Genomic DNA, 20,262 nt, shown 5'->3' on the forward strand with positions numbered 1-20,262 from the left:
ACATGACCTGTCAGTGTCTCCGGGCACCGACGCCCGGCCTTTTCGGCCACGCCGAGCCATGCTTAGATAAACGACTGGAACGCCTTGCGCGCACGCCGCGTCGACAGGCCCGGCCGACGCCGTGCCGGCCGGCGTCTTCCGCGCCTCTTTCAGGGATGTATCGCGACCTATGCCCGGATTCCTACGACGATTCTTCGCGCCCCGCTGGCAGCACCACGACCCCGCCGTGCGCCGCCAGGCCATCGAGCGCCTCGACCCCGACACCGACGACGACCGGCGGCGTCTCGAGCGACTTGCCGGCGACCCCGACGCGGCCGTGCGCCGCGCCGCGCTGGCGGCGCTCGACGAGCCGGCCGCCCTGCTGGCCCTGCGGGACACGCACGACAGTCCCGAGTTGCAGGAGCGCCTGCGCGAGCTGCTCAGCGGCCGCGAGGGCGCCACCCCGCTGGCCCGGCGCCTGACCCTGGTCGAGACGCTCGATGACCCCGACCTGCTCGAGACCCTGGCCCGGGAGGGAGACAATCAGGCGCTGCGCCTGGCCGCCCTGGCCCGCCTCGACGACGAGGAACGCCTGCTGCGCCAGGCCTGCGACAACGGCATCGCCGCGGTCCGCCACGCCGCCGCCGAGCGGATCACCAGCGAGACCGGACTGACCCGCCTGGCCCGCCGCTCGCGGCGCGACAAGCAGGTGGCCCGGCTGGCCAAGGCCCGACTCAACCGGCTGCGCGAGGACGAGGCTCAGGCCCGCGAGGCCCGCGAGCGCCGTGAACGGATCCTCGCCGCCCTCGAGGCCCATGCCCAGCACGCCTGGGAACCGCTCTACCCGGGTCGCTACCGCCATCTCGAGCGCGAGTGGGAGGCGCTCGGCGACCTGCCCACCGCCAGCCAGGAGCAGCGCTACCAGGAGGCCTCGCAGCGCTGCCGCAAGGTGATCGCCGACCACGAGGCCCGGCATCATGCCCTGGCCGCCGCCGAGGAGCGTCGCGACGACGCCGACGAGACCCGGCGCTCGCTGATCGAGTCGCTGGAGGACACCCTGGCCAGCTTCACCCAGGGCGAGTGCCTCACCGAGCAGGACATGGCCAGCCTGCAGGCCCAGAAGCACCTGGTGGCACACCAGTGGCAGACCCTCTCCGACCGCCACGCACCGGAGGCCGCGCTCAGCGAACGCTATGCCCGCGCACTGGAGGAATACGACCGCCTGCTGCAGGCCTGGGAGCGGCTCGACCGCCAGGGGGCCGAGCTGGCTGCGTCGCTGGAAGCCGAGGACGCCGCCGCCCTGACCGGCATCCTCGACCGGATCGACTGGCCCGGCGACCTGCCGCCCACGCCGCAGCTCGCCCGCGCCCGGCAGGTACTCGCCACACCGCCCGCGGAGCCGGCCGGGTCGCCGCAGCAGAGCGCCCGCTTCGCCCGCGATCTCGACGCCCTGGACGACCTGCTCGACCGCGGTGCCTTCAAGCGCGCCAGCCGCCTGCACCAGAGCCTGCGCCAGCGCCTCGCCCTGCTGCCCGAGGCGGAGCGGCGTCGCCACCAGCCCACCCTCAAGCGGCTCGGCGCCCAGCTTGCCGAACTGCGCGACTGGCGCGGCTTCGTCGCCGGCCCCAAGCGCGAGCAGCTGTGCGACGCCATCGAGGCGCTGGCCGAGGACACCACCCACAGCGATGCCGAACTGGATCGCCAGCACCGGCAGCTGGTCAAGGACTGGAAGAACCTCGGCGACGCCGCCGCCGACCGCGCGCTCTCCACGCGCTTTCGTGCCGCCTCGGATCGCATCCACGAGCGCCTGGGCCCCTGGAAGCAGCGCCGCGAGGCCGAGCGCCAACAGAACCTGTCCGCCCGCGAAGGCCTCTGCGAGCAGCTCGAGGCGCTGCTCGACAACCCCGACCCGCACGCCGACCCGGACGCCCTGCGCCAGATCCGCGACCGCGCGCGCGAGCAGTGGCAGCGCTTCGCCCCGGTGCCCCGCGACCAGGCCCGGGTGATCGGCCAGCGCTTCGGCCGCATCCGCCACGCCCTGCAGCAGTTGATCGACCACCGCGCCCAGGAGATCGCCACGGCCAAGCGCGAGCTGGTCGAGGCGGCCCGCCTGCTCCAGGAGGACACCGACACCCGGGCGGCCTCCCGTGCCGAGCAGGCCAAGGCGCTGCAGCGGCGCTGGCGCGAGCTCGGCCGGGCGCCCAAGGGCGAGGAACAGACCCTGTGGCGAACGTTTCGCGGCTACTGCGACAGCATCTTCGCGGCGCGCGAGAACGAGCGCGACGACCGCGCCCAGCGCAGCCGCCAGCGCCTCGAGGCCATGCAGGCCCTGATCGAGCGCCTGGATGCCTGGCAGCCCGCCACCAGCGACGACGAAGCCACCCTGGATGCCGCCATCGCCGAGGCCGAAAGCCTCGAGCCGCTGCCCCAGGGGCGGCGCAGCGACGGCATGCGCCGGCGGTGGTCGGGTATCGTCCGCGCCCGGCGCGATCGCCTGGCACGCCTGGCGGTCAGCGAGACGATCGCCCGCTGGCAGGCGCTGCGGCCGCTGCTCGAGGCCCACCTGGCCGCCGACGCTCGCCTGCTCGACGGCCGCCCGGCCGAGGACGTCCCGGCGCCCCCGGCGCTGGCCTCCCCGCTGCAGTCGGCCCACGAGCGGCGCAACGCCGCCCGGCTGGACCCGTCGCCGGCGACCGAGGTCGAGGAGCACCTGACCCGGTTGCGCGTGCACCTCGCCCTGCTGGCCGGCGCCACGGTGAGCCGCGAGGACGAGCCCCTGCGGCTGGCCATCCAGGTGCAGCGGCTCAACGACGGGCTGGGGCGCGACCTGACCCGCGCCGAGGAGCTAGAGGGCGTGCTCGCCGACATCCTCGCCACCGGCCCGGTCGCCCCCGAGCCCTGGCAGCGCGAGGCCGCCGACATGGATCATCACCTGGCGGTCCTGGCCGAACTGCCGCCGCCGTGAGCGAGCCCCGAAACGCCGCGAGCGAGGCCTTGGCCTCGCTCGCGGATGCGGATGATGGCAGGGCGTCGACGCCTAGCCCATGAACTGCCCGCCGTTGATGTCCAGGTTCGCCCCGGTGATGAAACCGGAGCCCTTCTCGGCCAGGAAGCACACCGCCCGCGCGATCTCGTCGGGCTCGCCGAAGCGCTTGACCGGAATCGACTCGCGGATCGACTCGCGGATCTTCTCCGGCACCTTCTGGATCATGTCGGTGGCAATGTAGCCCGGCGACACGGTGTTGACGGTGATGCCCTTGGCCGCCGTCTCCTGGGCCAGCGCCATGGTCAGGCCATGCATGCCCGCCTTGGCCGCCGAGTAGTTGGCCTGACCGAACTGGCCCTTGCGCCCGTTGATCGAGGAAATGTTGATGATCCGCCCGTACCCCGACTCGAGCATGTCCTCGATGACGCAGCGGCAGGTGTTGAAGACGCTGTTGAGGTTGCAGTCGATCACCTCGCGCCATTGCTCGGGGCTCATCTTCTTGAGCGTGGTGTCTCGGGTGATGCCCGCGCAGTTGACCAGCACGCTGACCGGCCCGTAGGTATCACGGATCTCGCGAACCCCGGCCTCGCAGTCTTCGAAGTCGATCAGGTTGGTGCCCGACAGCGCGATATTGTCGAAACCGGCCGCTCGCTGCTCCTCGAGCCAGTTCCGGGCCTTGTCGGGATTGTGATAGCCGGCCACGACCTGGTAACCCTCCTTGGCCAGTGCACGACAGATGGCGGTACCGATGCCGCCGGTGCCACCGGTTACCCAGGCGACGGGTGCTGCTTGTGTCATGTGTTCTCCCCCTGAGTCATGACGTTCAACCACTAACAGTCTCCTCGATCGACGATGTCATCTTTGTGACCTCGCCCCCGCCAGTATGGTCAATATTCGCCACGGCGTGCGAATACCCGACGGACTCTTGACATGACGCAGTTTCTGCGTATACTGGGCTCCACAATTTGATGCGGGGTGGAGCAGCCTGGTAGCTCGTCGGGCTCATAACCCGAAGGTCGTCGGTTCAAATCCGGCCCCCGCTACCAAATTTCGAAGAAGCGGATCAGTCATCGACTGGTCCGCTTTTTTTCGTTGCCGGCCCCACAGCCAGTCCGGAACACGCCACGCACGAGAGCCGGGCAGGCGCGCCTGCCCGGCGGCCTGCCGGACCACCTAGCCGAACAGGCTCAGGCGAACCACCACGGCCAGATGGCACGCCACCACGACAGGCGAAAGCAGGCTGCGCAATCCCTGGTACCAGCCCGGCAACCGCGCGAGGCTGTCGTCGGTCCGCTCGTAAAGACGCAGCAGCCAGAAGCCGATCATCAGCACCAGCGTCGCCAACCGATACTCGATCATCAGCGCCGCCCAGCCGAGCAGGCCGGGCATCAGGCTCACCCACAGCCGCATGGAGAACGCCGGACTCGATTCGCGATCGAGGCTCATGGCGACGCCCCAGTGGACGCCGCCCAGAAAGGTCAGGGTCAGCGCGCTGTAGAACAGGAAGACCTTGATGGCCAGGGCCTGCCACAGCACCGGGGCGACGTAGACCCCGGCCGTGGCAAGAACGAAGGGAAACAGGCCGACCACCCCCACCCCGAAAGGCAGGCGGGCGGGCGGCGACATCTCAGTGAGCATGGCAGCATCCTTGCAACCGTTGATTATCCGAGTAATGCCACAGCGTAGATGGCTTGCAGGTTACTGACCAGTAACACTTGCCGGTGTCATCATGACATGCTGCCAGGCGGCCGGCTCCACACACGGCCCGGCGAAGCGGGTCGGCTGATGGCGCCAGGGGGCGTGGCGGGCCGGCCCCGGCGGCAGCGATGCCAGCTCGGGAAGCCAGTGGGCGACGTATTCGCCGTCGGCATCGTAGCGCAGCGCCTGACGCATCACGTTGAAATAGCGATCCCGGCGCGGGTCCCGGCCGCTCCCGGCCACGTAGCGCCAGTTCTCCCAGTTGCTGGCGGCATCGTAGTCGACCAGCCAGCGCTCGAACCAGGCGGCGCCCAGGCGCCAGTCGACCTGCAGATCCTTGACCAGGAAGCTCGCCACGTTCTGCCGCGCCCGGTTGGACAGCCAGCCGGTGCCCACCAGCTCGCGCATGGCGGCATCGATGAAGGGCACTCCCGTGGCCCCCGCACACCAGGCCTCCAGGGCCGGCTCATGGGCCAGCGGCAGGCGGTGCTCGCCGAACAGCGCCGCCCCGTCCTGACGGGCGGCCCAGTGAAAGTACTCACGCCACAGCAGTTCGTCGACGAAGGCCCGGCGCGACGCGCTCACCCCCTCGCCGGCCGGCCGCTCGGCCAGCTGCGCCATGACCTGCCCCGCGGACAGGCAGCCCCCGGCCAGCCAGGGCGACAGCCGGCTCGAGAAGTCACTGCCCCGCAGGCCATTGCGGGTGTCCCGGTAATGCTCGAGCGGCCCGTCGAGGAACCGCTTCAACCGCTCGCGCCCGGCCCGCTCGCCCCCCTCGGGCCAGGGCCCGCCCCTGGGATCGGCACGCCACTCGGCGGCCTCCGGCGACACCCGGGTCAGCGGCGGCAGGCCACGCGGCGCCTCGTCGGGCCACGGCGGCAGCGTCACCGGCGCCGCCTGCGGCGGGCACGCCTCGAGCCCCGCGACACGGCGCCGGAAGGCGCTGAAGGTGGCGGGCAGCGCGGACAGGGAAAAGGGCAGCTGCTCGCGGGTGAACAGCGTGCCGCCGGCGACGGTCTCGAGCCTCACCGCCGGGGGCAGGCGGCTGGCCAGGCGCTGGACATCGTCGGCCTCCTGCCAGCCGGGGTCGTCGCGCACGCGGACCACGTCCGCGGGCGCGCGGCGCAGCACGGCCTGCAGCTCGTCCACCGGATCGCCGATGCACACCAGCAGGTCGCTGCCCCGCACCAGCAGCTCCCCGCGCAGCGCCATCAGGCTTTCCCAGAGAAAGCGCAGCCGGGCCGGGCCGACCCGGCCACGCGCATCGCCCGGCCGCCACGGCGCCAGCCAGCGACGATCTAGCACATAGACACACAGCATCGTCTCGACGGGGGCGCCGACGGCCCACAACGGATTGTCGGCAACGCGCAGATCATTGCGCAACCACACCAGTACGCGACTCATCGAGCCTCCTCACGATCCACCGGGCGCAGCGACGCCCGCATCGTCTCGGCCTTGCGGGAACCACTCTTGTAAAATATTTTACCCTTAAAGATACACATTTTGTACATGAATGGCCCGGCCCGGCGGCTGGATACACCGCGGGGGGCATGGTAGAGTCGAACACTGACTTCATTTCGGCGCTGTCTTTCCGACTTATTTCCATAATCAAATCAGTCGACTAGCCATTCCCGACGCGCCAGGGAGCCATGAAGGGAGGAAGACACCATGACGGAGCGTCCCCCGCACGGTATCGGCCGTGTGCGCCGCCATTTCGGTGCCGACACTCTGCCCATCGCGCGCCTCGCGGATCGCACGCCTGCCTGGATGCTGACGCCCCGCGCCGTACGCCGCCCCTTCCTGACCGACCCGCCCCGCATTTCCGCTTGATGGTCGTATCCGCAACGACTGAACTGTGAGCCATGCCGCGGCGCCGCGCGCCGGGCCCGCCAGAATGCCAACGACAAGAGCGAGTCGTTCATGTCCGTGTTACTGATCGTGCTGCTGCCCCTGGTCGGCAGCCTGCTGCCCATCATGGGCTCGAATGACCGACGCGGCCGCTGCGCCCTGATGACGGCGATTCCGCCGGCGCTCGCGCTGATCGTCGCCGGCCGGCACGCCGGCACGGTCTTCGCCGGGGGCGTGCCCCGCGCCGCCTTCGACTGGATACCGGCGCTGGGGCTCGAGTTCGCCATGCGCCTCGACGGGCTGTCGCTGCTGTTCGTGCTGCTGATCCTGGGCATCGGCCTGCTGATCATCCTCTACGCTCGCTACTACCTGTCGCCACGGGACAACCTGCCGCGCTTCTACGCCTTCCTGATGCTGTTCATGGCGGCGATGCTGGGCATCGTGATGGCCGACAACCTGCTGCTGCTGTGGTTCTTCTGGGAGCTGACCAGCCTGTCGTCCTTCCTGCTGATCGGCTTCTGGTATCGCCAGAGCGAGGCCCGCAAGGGCGCCCGCATGGCGCTGACGGTGACCGGCGCGGGCGGCCTGTGCCTGCTGGCCGGCTTCCTGCTGCTCGGCCATATCGTCGGCACCTACGACCTGCAGACCGTGCTCGACAGCCGGGACATGATCCAGGCCGACCCGCGCTACCTGCCCGCGCTGCTGCTGGTGCTGCTGGGCGCCTTCACCAAGTCGGCCCAGTTCCCCTTCCAGTTCTGGCTGCCCCACGCCATGGCCGCGCCGACCCCCGTCTCGGCCTTCCTGCATTCGGCGACCATGGTCAAGGCCGGGGTCTTCCTGCTGGCCCGCCTGCACCCGGCCCTGGCCGGCAGCGAGGCCTGGCTCTACCTGGTCGGCCTGACCGGCCTGGCGACCCTGCTCTACGGCGCCTACTTCGCGCTGCTCAAGTACGATCTCAAGGGCGTGCTGGCCAACTCCACGATCAGCCACCTGGGGCTGATCACCCTGCTGCTGGGGCTAGACCAGCGCATGGCGGTGGTCGCCGCGCTGCTGCATATCCTCAACCACGCGACCTTCAAGGCGGCGCTGTTCATGACCGCCGGCATCGTCGACCACGAGACCGGCACCCGCGACATCCGCAAGCTGCAGGGGCTGTGGCGGGCCATGCCGCTGACCGCGACCGTGGCGGTGATCGCCGGCGCGGCCATGGCGGGGGTGCCGCTGTTCAACGGCTTCCTGTCCAAGGAGATGATGCTCACCGAGACCCTGGAGACCTCGCTGCTCGGCGGCCTGGGCTGGCTGATTCCGGCGCTGGCGACCCTGGGCAGCCTGCTGTCGGTGGCCTACTCGATTCGCCTGGTACACAACGTCTTCTTCAACGGCCCGCAGCCTGAGCTGCCCCGGACCCCGCACGAACCGCCGCTGCCGATGGTCGCGCCGGGCCTGCTGCTGGCGGCGCTGTGCCTCGTGGTCGGCGTGATGCCGGCGCTGACCGCCACGACCCTGATCGGTACCGCCGCCCGGGCCGCCCTCACCGGACCGGCTCCCGAGCTGCACCTGGCGGTATGGCACGGCTTCAACCTGCCGCTGTTGATGAGCGCCTTCGCCCTGATCGGCGGCACCGTGCTGTATGTCCAGCGTCGCCATCTGTTCGCCTTCCAGCGCCAGTTCCGCCCGCAGAACGCCCGCCTGAACTTCGAGGCGGGCGTGCAATGGATGGTGCGCGGTGCCCAGCAGCTGATCGACACCCTGGAGAACGGCTCACTGCAGCGCTACATGCTGTGGTTGGTGATCACCATCCTCTGCCTGGTGGGCGGCGCGCTGACCCATACCGTGCAGCTGCGCGGCTCCCAGCCGCTGCAGCCGCTCGACGGACTGCTCGTCGCCGGCGCGCTGATGGCCATGTTCGCGGGGCTGGCCACCGCGGTGCTGCACCGCCGGCGACTGATCTCGCTGCTGATGCTGTCGATCGTCGGCCTGGTGACCTCGCTGGCCTTCGCGCGCTTCTCGGCACCCGATCTGGCGCTGACCCAGCTGGCGGTGGAAGTGGTGACCATGATCCTGCTGATGCTGGCGCTGTTCTTCCTGCCGCAGCGAACGCCCAAGGAATCCGGTGCGCCACGCATCCTGCGTGACGCCCTGCTGGCGGCGGGCTTCGGCGGCATCGTCGCCAGCCTCAACTTCGCGGTGCTGACCCGGCCGCTGGAGTCGATCTCGCAGTTCTTCGTCGACAACAGCGTCTCCGGCGGCGGCGGTCACAACGTGGTCAACGTGATCCTGGTCGACTTCCGCGGCTTCGATACCCTGGGCGAGATCACCGTGCTGTGCATCGCCGCGGTGGGCATCTACAAGCTGCTCAATCGCCTGCGCCTGTTCATGCCCTCGAGCGATGCCGACGGCCGCCCCTGGTCGAAGGATCGCCATCCGATGATTCTGGTCAGCGTCTCCCAGACCATCCTGCCACTGGCCCTGCTGGTGTCGGTGTTCATCTTCCTGCGCGGCCACAACGCCCCGGGCGGCGGCTTCATTGCCGGACTGGTCACCGCAGTGGCCCTGATCCTGATCTACATTGCCCGCGGCGTGGACTGGAGCCAGCGCCGGCTGTCCTTCCAGTACCAGCCGATCGCCGTCGCCGGGGTCGGCGTCGCCGCGCTGACCGGCCTGGGCAGCTGGGCGTTCGGCCACCCCTTCCTGACCTCGTCGTTCGGCCACTTCCACATCCCGCTGATCGGCGACGTGGAGCTGGCCACGGCGATGCTGTTCGACCTGGGCGTCTACCTCACGGTGGTCGGCGCTACCCTGATGATCCTGGCCAACCTGGGCAAGCTGACCACGCCCCACCGACCCAGCAAGCAGAAGGAGAAGGCCTGATGGAAGCGCTGTTCTCGATGACCACCGGCGTGCTCGCCGCCTGCGGCCTGTTCCTCGCCCTGCGCGGCCGCACCTTTCCGGTGGTGGTGGGGCTGACCCTGCTGTCCTACGCGGTCAACCTCTTCCTGTTCTCCATGGGCGGGCTGGACACGGGCGGTGCCGTGGTGCTCGGCGACAAGGGCGGCCCCCATGCCGACCCGCTGCCCCAGGCCCTGGTGCTCACGGCGATCGTGATCGGCTTCGCCATGACGGCGTTCTCGGTGATTCTCGCCATGCGGGCACGCGGCGACCTGGGCAGTGACCATGTCAACGGCAATCGTGTCGACGAGCCGCGGGAGGAGCGCAGTTGATGAACCACCTGATCGTCCTGCCGATCCTGATCCCGCTGTTCGCCGGGCTGGGCCTGCTGCTCAAGCGCGAGGGGCCGGCGCTGCCGCGCCGGCTGATCGCCCTGGCCGCCACGGTGGCCCTGCTGGTCTGCGGCGTGCTGCTGATGCGCGAGAGCGCCGGCGGCACCATCCAGTACTACGCGCTGGGCGACTGGCAGCCGCCGTTCGGCATCATCCTGGTGCTCGACCGGCTATCGGCGCTGATGGTCACCCTCACCGCGCTGCTGGCACTGGGCAGCCTGTGCTATGCCAGCGCCGGCACCGACGAGGAAGGCTCCAACTTCCACGGCCTGTTCCAGTTGCAGCTGATGGGCATCAACGGCGCCTTCCTCACCGGCGACCTGTTCAACCTGTTCGTGTTCTTCGAGGTGCTGCTGATCGCCTCCTACTCGCTGCTGATGCACGGCGGCGGCAAGGCGCGCATCCATTCCGGCTTCCACTACGTGGCGCTGAACCTGGCCGGCTCGGCGCTGTTCCTGATTGGCCTGGGGGTGCTCTACGGCACCATCGGCACACTCAACATGGCCGACATGGCCGCTCGGGCGCCGGGGCTGGACAGCGGCCGGCTGGTGCTCGCCGAGGCCGGGGCCATGCTGCTGCTGGTGGTGTTCGGCCTGAAGTCGGCGATCCTGCCGCTGTACTTCTGGCTGCCGCGCGCCTATGCCGCGGCACCCGCCCCGGTCGCGGCGTTGTTCGCCATCCTCACCAAGGTCGGCATCTATGCAATCCTGCGCGTGTTCACCCTGATCTTCGGCCCCCAGGCGGGCTCGCTGGCGAATCTGGCCCAGCCCTGGGTGTGGTGGCTGGCGCTGGCCACCCTGGCGCTCGGCGGGGTCGGCGTGCTGTCGTCGCGGGACCTGCGCACCCAGGTCGCCTACCTGATCATCATCTCGGTGGGCACGCTGCTGGCCGGCATCGGCATGAACAGCATCGACGCCCACGGCGCCCTGCTCTACTACATGGTGCATACCACACTGATCACCGGCGGGCTGTTCCTGCTCGTCGACAGCATCGCGCGCCAGCGCGGCAAGGCCGGCGCCCGGATCGTGCGCGGCCGGTCGGTGCAACAGGTCGCCCTGCTGGGCACGCTGTTCTTCATCGCCGCACTGACCGTCGCCGGCGTGCCGCCCTTCTCGGGCGCGGTGGGCAAGGCGTTGCTGCTGCAGGCCGCGACCCCGGGCCAGCAGGTCTGGCTGTGGCCGATCCTGCTGTCGAGCAGCCTGGCGGCGATCGTCGCCCTGTCGCGCAGCGGCTCCACGGTGTTCTGGCGCGCTTCGGGCAACGAGCGCAGCGAGGCCCGGGACAATAATGGTGACACGCCGGGCATCGGCGCCCTGCGCGCGCTGGGCCTGCTGCTGCTGATCGGCGCCTCGCCGCTGCTGGTGGCCTTCGCCGGGCCGCTGAGCGCCTACACCGAGGCCGCAGCCGACCAGCTGGCCGATCACGAGGCCTATATCCAGGCGATCCTCGAACGCCACCGGACGGAGGGTGACTCATGATTCCCGTGCAACCGTGGCTGCCCATGCCGCTGCTGTCGATCCTGCTGCTGGCGGTGTGGCTGATGCTGCAGCAGAGCATGGCCCTCGGCCAGGTGCTGCTGGGCGGCTTTCTGGCCATCGTCATCCCGCTGCTCACCCGACGCTTCTGGGAGCACCAGCCGACCATCAAGCGGCCCTGGCTGCTGGTGCGCTACATCCTGCGCCTGCTCGGCGACATCATCGTCGCCAACCTGGAGGTCTCGAAGCTGATCCTCGATCCGCGCGGGCGCATGCAGCCGGCCTTCGTCGAGTATCCGCTGGAACTCGAGGAGCTGTTCCCCATCACCATCCTCGCCAGCACCATCACGCTGACGCCGGGAACGGTATCGGCCAACCTGCGCCAGGACCGCCGCACGCTGCTGATCCACGTGCTGGACACCGACGACATCCCGGCCACCATCGACACGATACGCGAGCGCTACGAACGACCGCTCAAGGAGATCTTCGGATGCTAGACATCGCCTTCTGGATCAGCCTGGCCCTGTTCACCGCCGCCATGCTGCTGTGCCTGTATCGCGCGGCGATCGGCCCCGGCCAGCCCGACCGCCTGCTGGCGCTCGACACCCTGTACGTCAACTCCATCGCGTTGATCGTGCTGCTCGGCATCTGGCTCAACGACAAGACCTATTTCGAGGCCGCCCTGCTGATCGCCATGCTCGGCTTCATCAGCACCGTGGCCGTCTGCAAGTACCTGCTGCGCGGCGACATCATCGAATGACGCCGGCCCGACACCGGCCAAGGAGCGAGACATGATCGGCTTCTACAACCTCATGGAGGGCGTGATCGCCGTCCTGCTGATTGCCGGCGGCGCCTTCGCCTTCATCGGCTCGCTGGGGCTGACCCATCTGCGCGACATCTACATGCGCCTGCACGGCCCCACCAAGACCACCACCCTGGGGGTGGGCTGCGTGCTGCTGGCCTCGATGCTCTACTTCTCGCTGGTCGGCAAGGGCCCGAGCCTCCAGGAGATGCTGATCACCATCTTCCTGTTCATCACCGCGCCGGTGTCCGCCCACCTGCTGGCCAAGAGCGCGCTGCACCAGAAGCTGCCCCGCGATCCGCGCACCCGGGGCGAGATCGAGGAGCTGGCCGAGGACGAGGAGAGCGAGGCCAACGGCGACCGCCTGCCCTGACGCCCTACCAGCCCCGGGTGTGCTGTTCCACCAGCTGCGCGAACAGCGCGATGTGATCGGCGCGGTCGTTGAGCGCCGGGATGTAGCGATAGACCCGGCCGCCGGCGCCGAGGAAGTTATCGCGGTTTTCCACCTCGAGCTCCTCCAGGGTCTCCAGGCAGTCGGCGGCGAAGGCCGGGCTGATCACGTCGACGTGCTCGACGCCTTCGTGGCCCCAGGCCTTCAGCGTCTCGTCGGTGTAGGGCCGGAGCCACTCCTCGCGACCGAAGCGCGACTGGTAGCTCATCAGCCAGGCGTCGTCCTCCAGCCCCAGCGCCTCGGCCAGCGCCCGGCTGGTGGCCGCGCACTGCTGGGGGTAGGGGTCGCCCGACTCGGCATAGCGCTTGGGAATGCCGTGATAGGACATCAGCAGCCGCCCCCGCTGGCCGCCCTGGCTCGCCCAGTGCTCGCGCACGCTGGCCGCCAGCGCCTCGATGTAGGCCGGATGAGCGTGATAGTCGTTGACGAACCGCAGCTCGGGCAGGTGCGGGCAGGGCTTGAGCGCCCGCGCCAGACGGTCGAAGACCGCCGCGGTGGTCGAGCGCGAAAACTGCGGGAACAGCGGCAGCACCAGGATGCGCGACACCCCGGCATCGCGCAGGGCCTGGCCGGCCCGCTCCATGCTCGGGTTGCCGTAGGTCATCGCCAGCTCCACGGGAATCGTCTCGCCGAAGCGCTCGGCGAGACGCTCGGCCAGGGCGCGCTGCTGGCGGCGGCCGATCGCCAGCAGCGGCGAGCCCTCGTCCTGCCAGACCGCGGCATAGTTGCGGGCCACCCGCCCCGGGCGCACGCGCAGGATCACGCCGTGCAGGATCAGCCACCACAGCGGCCGCGAGACATCCACCACCCGTTCGTCCCACAGGAACTCCGCCAGATAGCGGCGCACCGCCGCCGGGGTCGGCGCATCGGGGGTACCGAGGTTGGCCAGCAGGACGCCGAAGCGGGGCTGAGACATGAACGACTCTCCTTGAACGCAAGCAGGTGACAGTCCGGGCAGTCTACCAAGCCCCCGGCTCGCCGGGGGAATGAAGCGTGACTATCTCGGCCATTTGTACAACGATTGAACAACTGGACACCGGGGCAGCACGCCTGCCCGGCAACGTCTCGGAGGACGCATGACCTCACCCGCCACCGCCCGAGCGCCGCTGACGATGCTCTACGACGGCGACTGCCCGATCTGCCGACGTCAGGTCGCCTGGATCCACCGGCAACGCCATCGCGAGCGCATCCGCTGCGTGAACATCCGTGCAGCGGAGTTCTCGCCGGCGGCCTGGGGGCGCGACTGGGAGGAGCTGCTGGGGCGCATGTTCGCCCGCGACGGGCGAGGCGAGTGGTTCGCGGGAATGGAGGCGGTTCGGGCGATGCTCGCCCTGCTGGGCTATCGCCGGCTGGTATGGCTGTCACACCGGCCGGGGCTGAAGGGGATTCTCGATCGGGGCTACCTGTGGGTGGCGCGGCACCGCTTCACCCTGGGCCGGCTGCTGCCGACCCGGTACTGACCCTCAGAAGACCAGCGGCATGCGCGAGGCCAGCGGCTCGTGATAGTGGGCCTCGTGGCCGATCATCTCGTCGTGGGCGACGAACTGGACCAGATAGGCGCGGTGGATGCCGGCCCGCTTGAGCTCCAGGTAGACGTCGTCCAGCGCGCGGAACAGCATCGGCTTGCCCTGCCGGGTCAGCAGGTGACGCTGGCCCTCGAGGTCCTCGAGCTCGACCTGGTAGAAACGGCTGCCGGCGTGGCTGATGACGCGAACTTCGAAATTGTCGTGCTCGTGCACGTAGTGCTTGAGTGCGTGAAGCTCCATGAGGCTCCCTCCTTGTGCTTGTCGATCCATTGGCGGGCCTGCTTATCCAGTCAGGCTAGCCATCGGGTGTGACAGGTCCATGTCAGCGGTCAATCTTTGCAGACCACGCAACGCATCTGAAGTTCACGCCGGGTAACGGGCCACCACGCGCCCCGTGGCGTCGCGCTTGGCCTGCGCCTTGAGGCTGCGCCAGCAGTCCCCGAAACTCGCCGGCCGGCGCGTACCGGAGAGCATCAGCGCGGCGATGGACAGCCGCGGCAGGCCGAAGACGCGACGCTGGCCGAAGCGGTCCACCCCGTCGAAGCCGTCGGCCCGGACGATGGCTTCGGGCATCAGCGCCTCGCAGGCGCGTCGGAAGCGTCGCTGGATGTCGGCCAGGCGGGCGTGGCGATCGCGAGGGTCGTCGAGCAGCAGCACGAAGTCGTCGCCGCCTAGATGCCCCAGGAAGTCGCCATCGCGCAGCGACTCGCCGAGCAGCTCGGCCAGCGTCAGCAGCAGGCGGTCGCCGAGGGCATAGCCGAAGCGGTCGTTGAACGGCTTGAAGTGGTCCAGATCCAGATAGGCGGCGATGAAGGGCCGGGCGCGCCCGGCGAAGCGGTCCAGGGCGGCGCGGATCGGCGCATTGCCGGGCAGTTGGGTCAGGGGGTTGGCCTGGCGGGCGATCTCGACGCGCTGCTCGGTGATGACCTGCAGCAGGTCGACCACCCGCCCCATGCCGCGATAGCGCCCCGCCTCGGTGATCACGAAGTCCTCGTCGCGCAGGTCGCGCTCGCGCCCGGTGACCTTGCGCGAGACCTGGTCGAGCGAGGCGCTGCCCTCCACGCACAAGGGAGCGTGGCGCATCACCCGGGTGACCCGCTGACGCCCGTGGAGGTCGAAGCCGAAACGCTTGCCGAGCAGCGCCAGGATCCGCTGGCGATCGAGCACGCCGATGGGGACGGCCTGCTCGTCGACTACCGCCAGGCAGCGCGAGTCGGGCTCGGCGGCGAAGCGTTCGCTGGCCTCGGCCACGCTGGCGTCCGCCGGCAGCGGCGTCACCGCGGTGCAGAGCCGCTCGATGATCACCGCCTCCAGCGGCCGACGGTGGCGTCGCGTCAGGGTCGCGAGCCGCTCGTCCAGTGCCGGCCGCCGCCGGGCCGGGTCCGGCGCCGGATGGGCGAAGAGCCAGCCCTGGCAGTAGTCGGCGCCCAGCTCCCCCAGGCAGGCCAGCTCCGCCTCCCGCTCGACGCCCTCGGCGATTACCTGCGAGCCCATGCTGTGGGCGATGTCGATGATCGCCCGCACGAAGCGACGCTTGACCGGGTCGCCGTCGAGCCCGCTGACGAAATGCCGATCGAGCTTGACGAAATCCGGGGCGATCTCCGACCACAGGCGCAGCCCGGCATAGCCCTCGCCGAGATCGTCCAGGGCGATGGCGAAGCCCATCGACTGGTAGTGGCGCACCGCCTCGGCCATCAGCGTCGGGTCGATCCCCGGCGACTGCTCGGTCAGCTCGATCACCACACGGTGGGGCGGCAGCCCCAGGGTCTCGAGCAGGCGGCGTGTCTCGCCGCTGCGATGCTTCGGATCCAGCAGCACTTCCGGCGAAACATTGATGAACAGCCGCTCGTCGAGACCCTCGCCGACCCAGCGGGTCATGGCCCGTTCGCGACACACCGCCTCCAGCGGCGCCAGCAACCGGCGTTCCCGGGCGGCCCGGAAGAGCGCCAGCGGCGGCTCGAGCGCCGTGCCGGCCGGCCCGCGGGACAGGGCTTCATAGGCGAAGACATGCCCGGAATGCACCGACACGATCGGCTGAAAATGGACCGCGATGGCCGACGTGTCGATGAAGCTGTCCAGGGCGGAAATGGGCGAGATGCAGGCTGTATCGAGAGTCATGCCGCCATTGAGCGACACGATGATGACATCCTTGTGACAGGCAGCGCCCGCCGGCGACGCCGGCCCTCAGGCGTCAGGCTGGTAGGTCGAGGGGTCGATGGCGATGCCCAGCGAGTTGCGGTCGACCCAGTTGCCGGCCTTGGTCTGCTTGTAGCGAAACACCACGTAGTCGCCCTCGCCGACCGGCAGCTCGGCATCCTCGGTCTGGTAGCTGTAGGTCTCGCCGTCGACCACCAGCGTATAGCGGTACAGGTCGGGCATGCCCAGCCATTCCTGAAAGGGACCCTCGCGCTCGATGCTCTCGAGCGTGCCGCGTGCCTCCAGCTTGGGTGCGCGCTTGCGATAGCCGCGACGATATCCGCCCGCCATGCGTCTCTCCTCTGTCGTCTGTGCCGTCGATGGTCGGCCCGGGGCCGGTTGACGCCCGAGGGGCGGCATTATACGGCCGCACCGCCCGGCCTCAACCCCGGACTATTCGCCGAAGTGCTGGCCGTAGCTGTCGGGGGCGAGGTCCTCGAAGCGCGTGTACTTGCCGATGAAGGCCAGATGCACGGTGCCGATCGGCCCGTTACGCTGCTTGCCGATGACCAGTTCGGCCAGCCCCTTGTTGTCGGGATTATCCGGATTGTAGACCTCATCACGATAGACGAAGGTGATCAGGTCGGCGTCCTGCTCGATGGCGCCGGACTCGCGCAGGTCCGACATCACCGGGCGCTTGTTGGGCCGCTGTTCCAGCGAGCGGTTGAGCTGCGACAGGGCGATCACCGGGCAGCCGAACTCCTTGGCCAGCCCCTTCAACGAGCGCGAGATCTCGGAGATCTCGCCGGTGCGGTTCTCGGAAAAGCCGGGAATCTGCATCAGCTGCAGGTAGTCGATCATGATCAGGCCGAGGTTGCCGTGCTCGCGGACGATGCGGCGGATGCGCGAGCGCATCTCGTTGGGCGACAGCGCCGCCGTGTCGTCGATGAACAGCTGCTTGTCCTTGAGCAGGTTGACCGCCGAGGTCAGCCGCGGCCAGTCCTCATCCTCGAGCTGGCCGGTACGCACCCGGGTCTGGTCGATCCGCCCCAGCGAGGAGAGCATGCGCAGCATCAGTGCCTCGGCGGGCATCTCCATCGAGAACACCATCACCGGCTTGTCGCTGGAGATCACCGCATGCTCGACGACGTTCATTGCGAAGGTGGTCTTGCCCATCGACGGGCGTCCGGCAATGATCACCAGGTCGGAGGGCTGCAGGCCCGAGGTCATGTCATCCAGGTCGCGGAAGCCGGTGGACAGCCCGGTCATCTGCCCCTGCATGTTGAACAGCTCGTCGATGCGATCCACCGCCTTGGTGAGCAGGTCGCTCATGCCGACCGGCCCACCCATCTTGGGGCGCGACTCGCTGATCTGGAAGACCAGCCGCTCGGCCTCGTTGACCAGCTCGTCGGCCGGGCGCCCCTGGGGAGCGAACGCGCCGTCGGCGATCTGGCTGGCGGCCTGGATCAGCTTGCGCAGCGTGGCGCGCTCGCGAACGATGTCGGCATAGGCGCGAATGTTGCTGGCCGAGGGCGTGTTGCGGGCCAGCTCGGCGAGGTACGCCAGCCCACCCACGGTGTCGAGCTGGTCACGGGACTCCAGCGCCTCGGACAGCGTCACCACGTCGAGCGGGTGCGCGCTCTCGGCCAGCTGGATCATCACGTTGAAGACCAGGCGATGCTCGTAGCGGTAGAAGTCATCCGCCACCAGGCGCTCGGAGACGGTATCCCAGGCAGCGTTGTCGAGCATCAGGCCACCCAGCACCGACTGCTCGGCCTCCAGCGAATGCGGGGGCACCTTGAGGGCGGCCGCTTCCGGATCCAGTTCCAGGGAGTCACTCATGGGCTCGTTCCGACATCGGGGGCATGGCGGCCGCAACGACCGCCGCGCCATTCTAGCCTATCTCGTCTCGCCGCGCCGCCGACCCGAACGCCGACGCGCGCGCAAAAGAAAGCGCGACCCCCCGGAAGGCGTCGCGCTGTTTCTCGACCGGCCGGGCCGGCCGTGGCGGGGCGTGTTACTCGGCCACCACCACGATACGCACGGTGGCGTCGACTTCCGCGTGCAGGTGCAGCTGGACGTCGTACTCGCCGGTCGCGCGGATCGGCCCTTCGGGCATGCGGACTTCGCTCTTGGCGACGTCGAGACCGGCCTGGGTCAGGGCATCGGCCAGGTCGCGCGGCCCGATGGAACCGAACAGCTTGCCTTCGTCGCCGGCCTTGGCGACCAGCGACAGCTCGATGTCGTTGAGCTGCTCGGCGCGCTCCTCGGCTTCACGCTGGCGCTCGACGGCCTGGGCTTCGAGCTCCGCACGCTGCGCCTCGAAGGCGGCGACGTTGTCCTTGGTCGCCGGCACGGCCAGGCCGTAGGGGACCAGATAGTTGCGGCCGTAACCGGGCTTGACGGTGACCTTGTCACCCAGCGCACCCAGCTTGCCGATCTTGTCGAGCAGAATGACTTCCATCTCGTTAACCTCTTGTCATTGGCTGCGGGCCAGCCGGCCGCGGAAATCCGCGAAGGTATCGACCAGGCCCAGCAGCAGCACGATCAGAATCATGGGCCAGGTGGTCAGCAGCAGCGCATAGAAGGCGACCAGCCATAACCCGTTCATCCCTTTGAGACCAATCAGGCCGTGAATCAACGCAATGCCACCGATCAGCAGCGGCACCCAGCTCATGAACACCAGCGCCGGCCAGGTCACCAGACCACCGACGATGGCCATGGCGAACAGCCCCAGCAGTTCCCGGCGGGTCAGGCGCAGGCCGTGAAACTCGCTGCGGAAGCCGCCCGGGTTGTAGAGCCCGGCCTGCCAGCTGCGGGCCAGCGCCAGGCAGGCCACGCTGGCCAGCATGACGATCAGCCCGGTGATGCCACCGATCAGCAGCGTGGCCAGCCGTTCGGTGGACACCCCCTGGGCGGCCAGCTCGTCGAGCATGCGGGCGAACTCCGGCGAGCTCTGGCGCAGCGTCTCGAGCAGCGGATCGACGCCGCCCGGCGGCAGGAACACGCCCAGCTGCACCATGACGGCCGCGGCCAGCGCACCGACGATCAGCGTCTCGCTCCACCGACGGCGTGCACGCAGCACGACCGCCATCAGCGTCACCAGCAGCAGCGTGGCCAGCGGGATGCTGTCGCCCCGCGTCCACCACCAGCCGGTGGGCAGTGCGGCGGCGATGATCACCGGCATGGCCGGCGCCAGGCCGCGGCGCAGCGTCACCAGCGAGGCGATCGCGGCGCTCAGCCAGAACAGCCACGGCACGAGGGCGGCGGCGGCAGCGGCACCCGCGGCATGCGGCGTGCCGCGCATGACCCAGCGAGCCAGGGGTAGCATTGCGTGGTATCGGCTTACTGGTGGCTATCGGTGTACGGCAGCAGCGCCAGGTAGCGGGCCCGCTTGATGGCGGTGGACAGCTGACGCTGGTACCGCGCACGGGTGCCGGTGATGCGGCTGGGAACGATCTTGCCGGTCTCGGTGATGTAGGCCTTGAGCGTATCGATATCCTTGTAATCGATATACTTCACGCCTTCAGCGGTGAAGCGGCAGAACTTGCGGCGACGGAAAAAGCGTGCCATGGATTATCCTCCTGGACGGGCAGCGATTCAGTTGGCGGCGGCTTCGGTGCGCTCGGCGCGGGGCTTGTCGGACTTCTCGTCGCGACGACGGCCCTTGTCCTCGGCGGCCTTCATCATCGGCGACGCCTCGGTCACGGCTTCCTTGCAGCGCACCACCAGGCTGCGGATGATGGCATCGTTGAAGCGGAAGATGTTCTCGATTTCCTCGAGAGTCTCGCCGCGGCACTCGATGTTCATCAGCACGTAGTGGGCCTTGTGAATCTTGTTGATCGGGTAGGCCAGATGACGGCGCCCCCAATCCTCGAGACGATGCACGGTGCCGCCGTTGTCGGTGACGAGGCTGGTGTAGCGCTCGACCATCGCCGGAACCTGCTCGCTCTGATCCGGGTGGACCATGAACACGATTTCGTAATGACGCATGGTATCTCCTTTCGGTTTGACAGCTTCCCGATGGCGACAGTGGAACCGGCCATGCGGAAGCAAGGAGTCTTGAGTACGGGGTGAGGG

The 20,262-nt window shown here is 69.1% G+C and carries 21 protein-coding genes and 1 tRNA gene; 10 read left to right on the forward strand and 12 right to left on the reverse strand.

Annotated features, from left to right (window positions below; all coding sequences use genetic code 11):
- The first annotated feature begins 169 nt into the window (after nt 1-169).
- Nucleotides 170-2,944, forward strand: coding sequence for a DUF349 domain-containing protein (locus tag ACTCB7_RS00715; RefSeq protein WP_463005209.1), 2,775 nt, complete (start codon nt 170-172; stop codon nt 2,942-2,944).
- A gap of 72 nt (nt 2,945-3,016) precedes the next feature.
- On the opposite strand, the gene phbB is transcribed toward ACTCB7_RS00715, so the two are convergent.
- Complete coding sequence (gene phbB, locus ACTCB7_RS00720; RefSeq protein ID WP_463005210.1) at nt 3,017-3,763, reverse strand: acetoacetyl-CoA reductase; 747 nt, start codon at nt 3,761-3,763, stop codon at nt 3,017-3,019.
- A 171-nt stretch (nt 3,764-3,934) separates the two neighbouring features.
- Between phbB and ACTCB7_RS00725 the strand changes: the two genes are divergently transcribed.
- Nucleotides 3,935-4,011, forward strand: a tRNA-Met gene (locus tag ACTCB7_RS00725).
- A 127-nt stretch (nt 4,012-4,138) separates the two neighbouring features.
- Here ACTCB7_RS00725 and ACTCB7_RS00730 read toward each other — a convergent pair.
- On the reverse strand, nt 4,139-4,603 hold the full coding sequence (locus ACTCB7_RS00730) for a DUF3429 domain-containing protein (RefSeq protein WP_463005211.1): 465 nt from the start codon (nt 4,601-4,603) through the stop codon (nt 4,139-4,141).
- A 60-nt stretch (nt 4,604-4,663) separates the two neighbouring features.
- Entirely contained in the window at nt 4,664-6,067 is a 1,404-nt protein-coding gene (locus ACTCB7_RS00735) for a DASH family cryptochrome (protein ID WP_463005212.1), read from the reverse strand.
- A gap of 264 nt (nt 6,068-6,331) precedes the next feature.
- Here ACTCB7_RS00735 and ACTCB7_RS00740 point away from each other — a divergent pair, with 264 nt between their 5' ends.
- The 7 genes from ACTCB7_RS00740 to ACTCB7_RS00770 all read left to right on the forward strand — a co-directional run bounded on the left by ACTCB7_RS00740 (nt 6,332) and on the right by ACTCB7_RS00770 (nt 12,442).
- Nucleotides 6,332-6,493: a hypothetical protein gene (locus ACTCB7_RS00740; protein WP_224415778.1), complete on the forward strand. Its 162-nt coding sequence runs from the start codon at nt 6,332-6,334 to the stop codon at nt 6,491-6,493.
- A 90-nt stretch (nt 6,494-6,583) separates the two neighbouring features.
- Entirely contained in the window at nt 6,584-9,382 is a 2,799-nt protein-coding gene (locus ACTCB7_RS00745; RefSeq protein ID WP_463005213.1) for a monovalent cation/H+ antiporter subunit A, read from the forward strand.
- Nucleotides 9,382-9,732 (forward strand): Na+/H+ antiporter subunit C, encoded by a 351-nt coding sequence (locus ACTCB7_RS00750; RefSeq protein ID WP_163648278.1) that lies wholly within the window; start codon nt 9,382-9,384, stop codon nt 9,730-9,732. The genes ACTCB7_RS00745 and ACTCB7_RS00750 overlap by 1 nt, the downstream gene beginning before the upstream one ends.
- Entirely contained in the window at nt 9,729-11,270 is a 1,542-nt protein-coding gene (locus ACTCB7_RS00755) for a monovalent cation/H+ antiporter subunit D (RefSeq protein ID WP_463005214.1), read from the forward strand. Before ACTCB7_RS00750 ends, ACTCB7_RS00755 begins: the two co-directional genes overlap by 4 nt.
- The gene (locus ACTCB7_RS00760) at nt 11,267-11,764 is read left to right on the forward strand and encodes a Na+/H+ antiporter subunit E (protein ID WP_163648276.1); all 498 of its coding nucleotides are present in this window, start codon (nt 11,267-11,269) and stop codon (nt 11,762-11,764) included. Before ACTCB7_RS00755 ends, ACTCB7_RS00760 begins: the two co-directional genes overlap by 4 nt.
- Nucleotides 11,758-12,027, forward strand: a complete 270-nt coding sequence (locus ACTCB7_RS00765; RefSeq protein ID WP_224420603.1) for a K+/H+ antiporter subunit F — start codon at nt 11,758-11,760, stop codon at nt 12,025-12,027. The genes ACTCB7_RS00760 and ACTCB7_RS00765 overlap by 7 nt, the downstream gene beginning before the upstream one ends.
- A gap of 31 nt (nt 12,028-12,058) precedes the next feature.
- Nucleotides 12,059-12,442: a Na+/H+ antiporter subunit G gene (locus tag ACTCB7_RS00770; RefSeq protein ID WP_163648274.1), complete on the forward strand. Its 384-nt coding sequence runs from the start codon at nt 12,059-12,061 to the stop codon at nt 12,440-12,442.
- A 4-nt stretch (nt 12,443-12,446) separates the two neighbouring features.
- On the opposite strand, the gene hemH is transcribed toward ACTCB7_RS00770, so the two are convergent.
- Nucleotides 12,447-13,436 (reverse strand): ferrochelatase, encoded by a 990-nt coding sequence (gene hemH, locus ACTCB7_RS00775; protein ID WP_163648273.1) that lies wholly within the window; start codon nt 13,434-13,436, stop codon nt 12,447-12,449.
- A gap of 160 nt (nt 13,437-13,596) precedes the next feature.
- On the opposite strand from hemH, the gene ACTCB7_RS00780 reads away from it, so the two are divergent.
- Nucleotides 13,597-13,980: a thiol-disulfide oxidoreductase DCC family protein gene (locus ACTCB7_RS00780; RefSeq protein ID WP_163648272.1), complete on the forward strand. Its 384-nt coding sequence runs from the start codon at nt 13,597-13,599 to the stop codon at nt 13,978-13,980.
- 3 nt (nt 13,981-13,983) lie between these two features.
- Here the strand turns inward: ACTCB7_RS00780 and ACTCB7_RS00785 are convergent, their stop codons facing one another.
- The 8 genes from ACTCB7_RS00785 to rpsF form a co-directional block, all read right to left on the reverse strand.
- On the reverse strand, nt 13,984-14,286 hold the full coding sequence (locus tag ACTCB7_RS00785; protein WP_163648271.1) for a DUF6482 family protein: 303 nt from the start codon (nt 14,284-14,286) through the stop codon (nt 13,984-13,986).
- A 123-nt stretch (nt 14,287-14,409) separates the two neighbouring features.
- Entirely contained in the window at nt 14,410-16,182 is a 1,773-nt protein-coding gene (locus ACTCB7_RS00790) for an EAL domain-containing protein (RefSeq protein ID WP_463005215.1), read from the reverse strand.
- Between the two features lie 48 nt (nt 16,183-16,230).
- Nucleotides 16,231-16,533 carry a hypothetical protein gene (locus ACTCB7_RS00795; RefSeq protein WP_463005216.1) on the reverse strand — a complete coding sequence of 101 codons (303 nt, stop codon included), beginning with the start codon at nt 16,531-16,533 and terminating at the stop codon, nt 16,231-16,233.
- A gap of 102 nt (nt 16,534-16,635) precedes the next feature.
- A complete protein-coding gene (gene dnaB / locus ACTCB7_RS00800; protein WP_463005217.1) occupies nt 16,636-18,024 on the reverse strand; it encodes a replicative DNA helicase in 1,389 nt (462 codons plus the stop codon).
- Between the two features lie 175 nt (nt 18,025-18,199).
- Nucleotides 18,200-18,646, reverse strand: coding sequence for a 50S ribosomal protein L9 (gene rplI / locus ACTCB7_RS00805; protein WP_224415788.1), 447 nt, complete (start codon nt 18,644-18,646; stop codon nt 18,200-18,202).
- Nucleotides 18,647-18,661: 15 nt separating this feature from the next.
- Nucleotides 18,662-19,513 (reverse strand): hypothetical protein, encoded by an 852-nt coding sequence (locus tag ACTCB7_RS00810; protein WP_224415789.1) that lies wholly within the window; start codon nt 19,511-19,513, stop codon nt 18,662-18,664.
- 14 nt (nt 19,514-19,527) lie between these two features.
- Complete coding sequence (gene rpsR, locus ACTCB7_RS00815; protein WP_031382360.1) at nt 19,528-19,755, reverse strand: 30S ribosomal protein S18; 228 nt, start codon at nt 19,753-19,755, stop codon at nt 19,528-19,530.
- A 27-nt stretch (nt 19,756-19,782) separates the two neighbouring features.
- Nucleotides 19,783-20,175, reverse strand: coding sequence for a 30S ribosomal protein S6 (gene rpsF / locus ACTCB7_RS00820; protein ID WP_163648265.1), 393 nt, complete (start codon nt 20,173-20,175; stop codon nt 19,783-19,785).
- Nucleotides 20,176-20,262: the final 87 nt, after the last annotated feature.

The sequence above is a fragment of the Modicisalibacter sp. genome (assembly GCF_055145905.1).

Coding starts and splice junctions, on each gene's coding strand:
- ACTCB7_RS00715 (WP_463005209.1), top strand. CDS start 170: ATGCCCGGATTCCTACGACGATTCTTCGCGCCCCGCTGGCAGCACCAC.
- phbB (WP_463005210.1), bottom strand. CDS start 3,763: ATGACACAAGCAGCACCCGTCGCCTGGGTAACCGGTGGCACCGGCGGC.
- ACTCB7_RS00730 (WP_463005211.1), bottom strand. CDS start 4,603: ATGCTCACTGAGATGTCGCCGCCCGCCCGCCTGCCTTTCGGGGTGGGG.
- ACTCB7_RS00735 (WP_463005212.1), bottom strand. CDS start 6,067: ATGAGTCGCGTACTGGTGTGGTTGCGCAATGATCTGCGCGTTGCCGAC.
- ACTCB7_RS00740 (WP_224415778.1), top strand. CDS start 6,332: ATGACGGAGCGTCCCCCGCACGGTATCGGCCGTGTGCGCCGCCATTTC.
- ACTCB7_RS00745 (WP_463005213.1), top strand. CDS start 6,584: ATGTCCGTGTTACTGATCGTGCTGCTGCCCCTGGTCGGCAGCCTGCTG.
- ACTCB7_RS00750 (WP_163648278.1), top strand. CDS start 9,382: ATGGAAGCGCTGTTCTCGATGACCACCGGCGTGCTCGCCGCCTGCGGC.
- ACTCB7_RS00760 (WP_163648276.1), top strand. CDS start 11,267: ATGATTCCCGTGCAACCGTGGCTGCCCATGCCGCTGCTGTCGATCCTG.
- ACTCB7_RS00765 (WP_224420603.1), top strand. CDS start 11,758: ATGCTAGACATCGCCTTCTGGATCAGCCTGGCCCTGTTCACCGCCGCC.
- ACTCB7_RS00770 (WP_163648274.1), top strand. CDS start 12,059: ATGATCGGCTTCTACAACCTCATGGAGGGCGTGATCGCCGTCCTGCTG.
- hemH (WP_163648273.1), bottom strand. CDS start 13,436: ATGTCTCAGCCCCGCTTCGGCGTCCTGCTGGCCAACCTCGGTACCCCC.
- ACTCB7_RS00780 (WP_163648272.1), top strand. CDS start 13,597: ATGACCTCACCCGCCACCGCCCGAGCGCCGCTGACGATGCTCTACGAC.
- ACTCB7_RS00785 (WP_163648271.1), bottom strand. CDS start 14,286: ATGGAGCTTCACGCACTCAAGCACTACGTGCACGAGCACGACAATTTC.
- ACTCB7_RS00795 (WP_463005216.1), bottom strand. CDS start 16,533: ATGGCGGGCGGATATCGTCGCGGCTATCGCAAGCGCGCACCCAAGCTG.
- dnaB (WP_463005217.1), bottom strand. CDS start 18,024: ATGAGTGACTCCCTGGAACTGGATCCGGAAGCGGCCGCCCTCAAGGTG.
- rplI (WP_224415788.1), bottom strand. CDS start 18,646: ATGGAAGTCATTCTGCTCGACAAGATCGGCAAGCTGGGTGCGCTGGGT.
- ACTCB7_RS00810 (WP_224415789.1), bottom strand. CDS start 19,513: ATGCTACCCCTGGCTCGCTGGGTCATGCGCGGCACGCCGCATGCCGCG.
- rpsR (WP_031382360.1), bottom strand. CDS start 19,755: ATGGCACGCTTTTTCCGTCGCCGCAAGTTCTGCCGCTTCACCGCTGAA.
- rpsF (WP_163648265.1), bottom strand. CDS start 20,175: ATGCGTCATTACGAAATCGTGTTCATGGTCCACCCGGATCAGAGCGAG.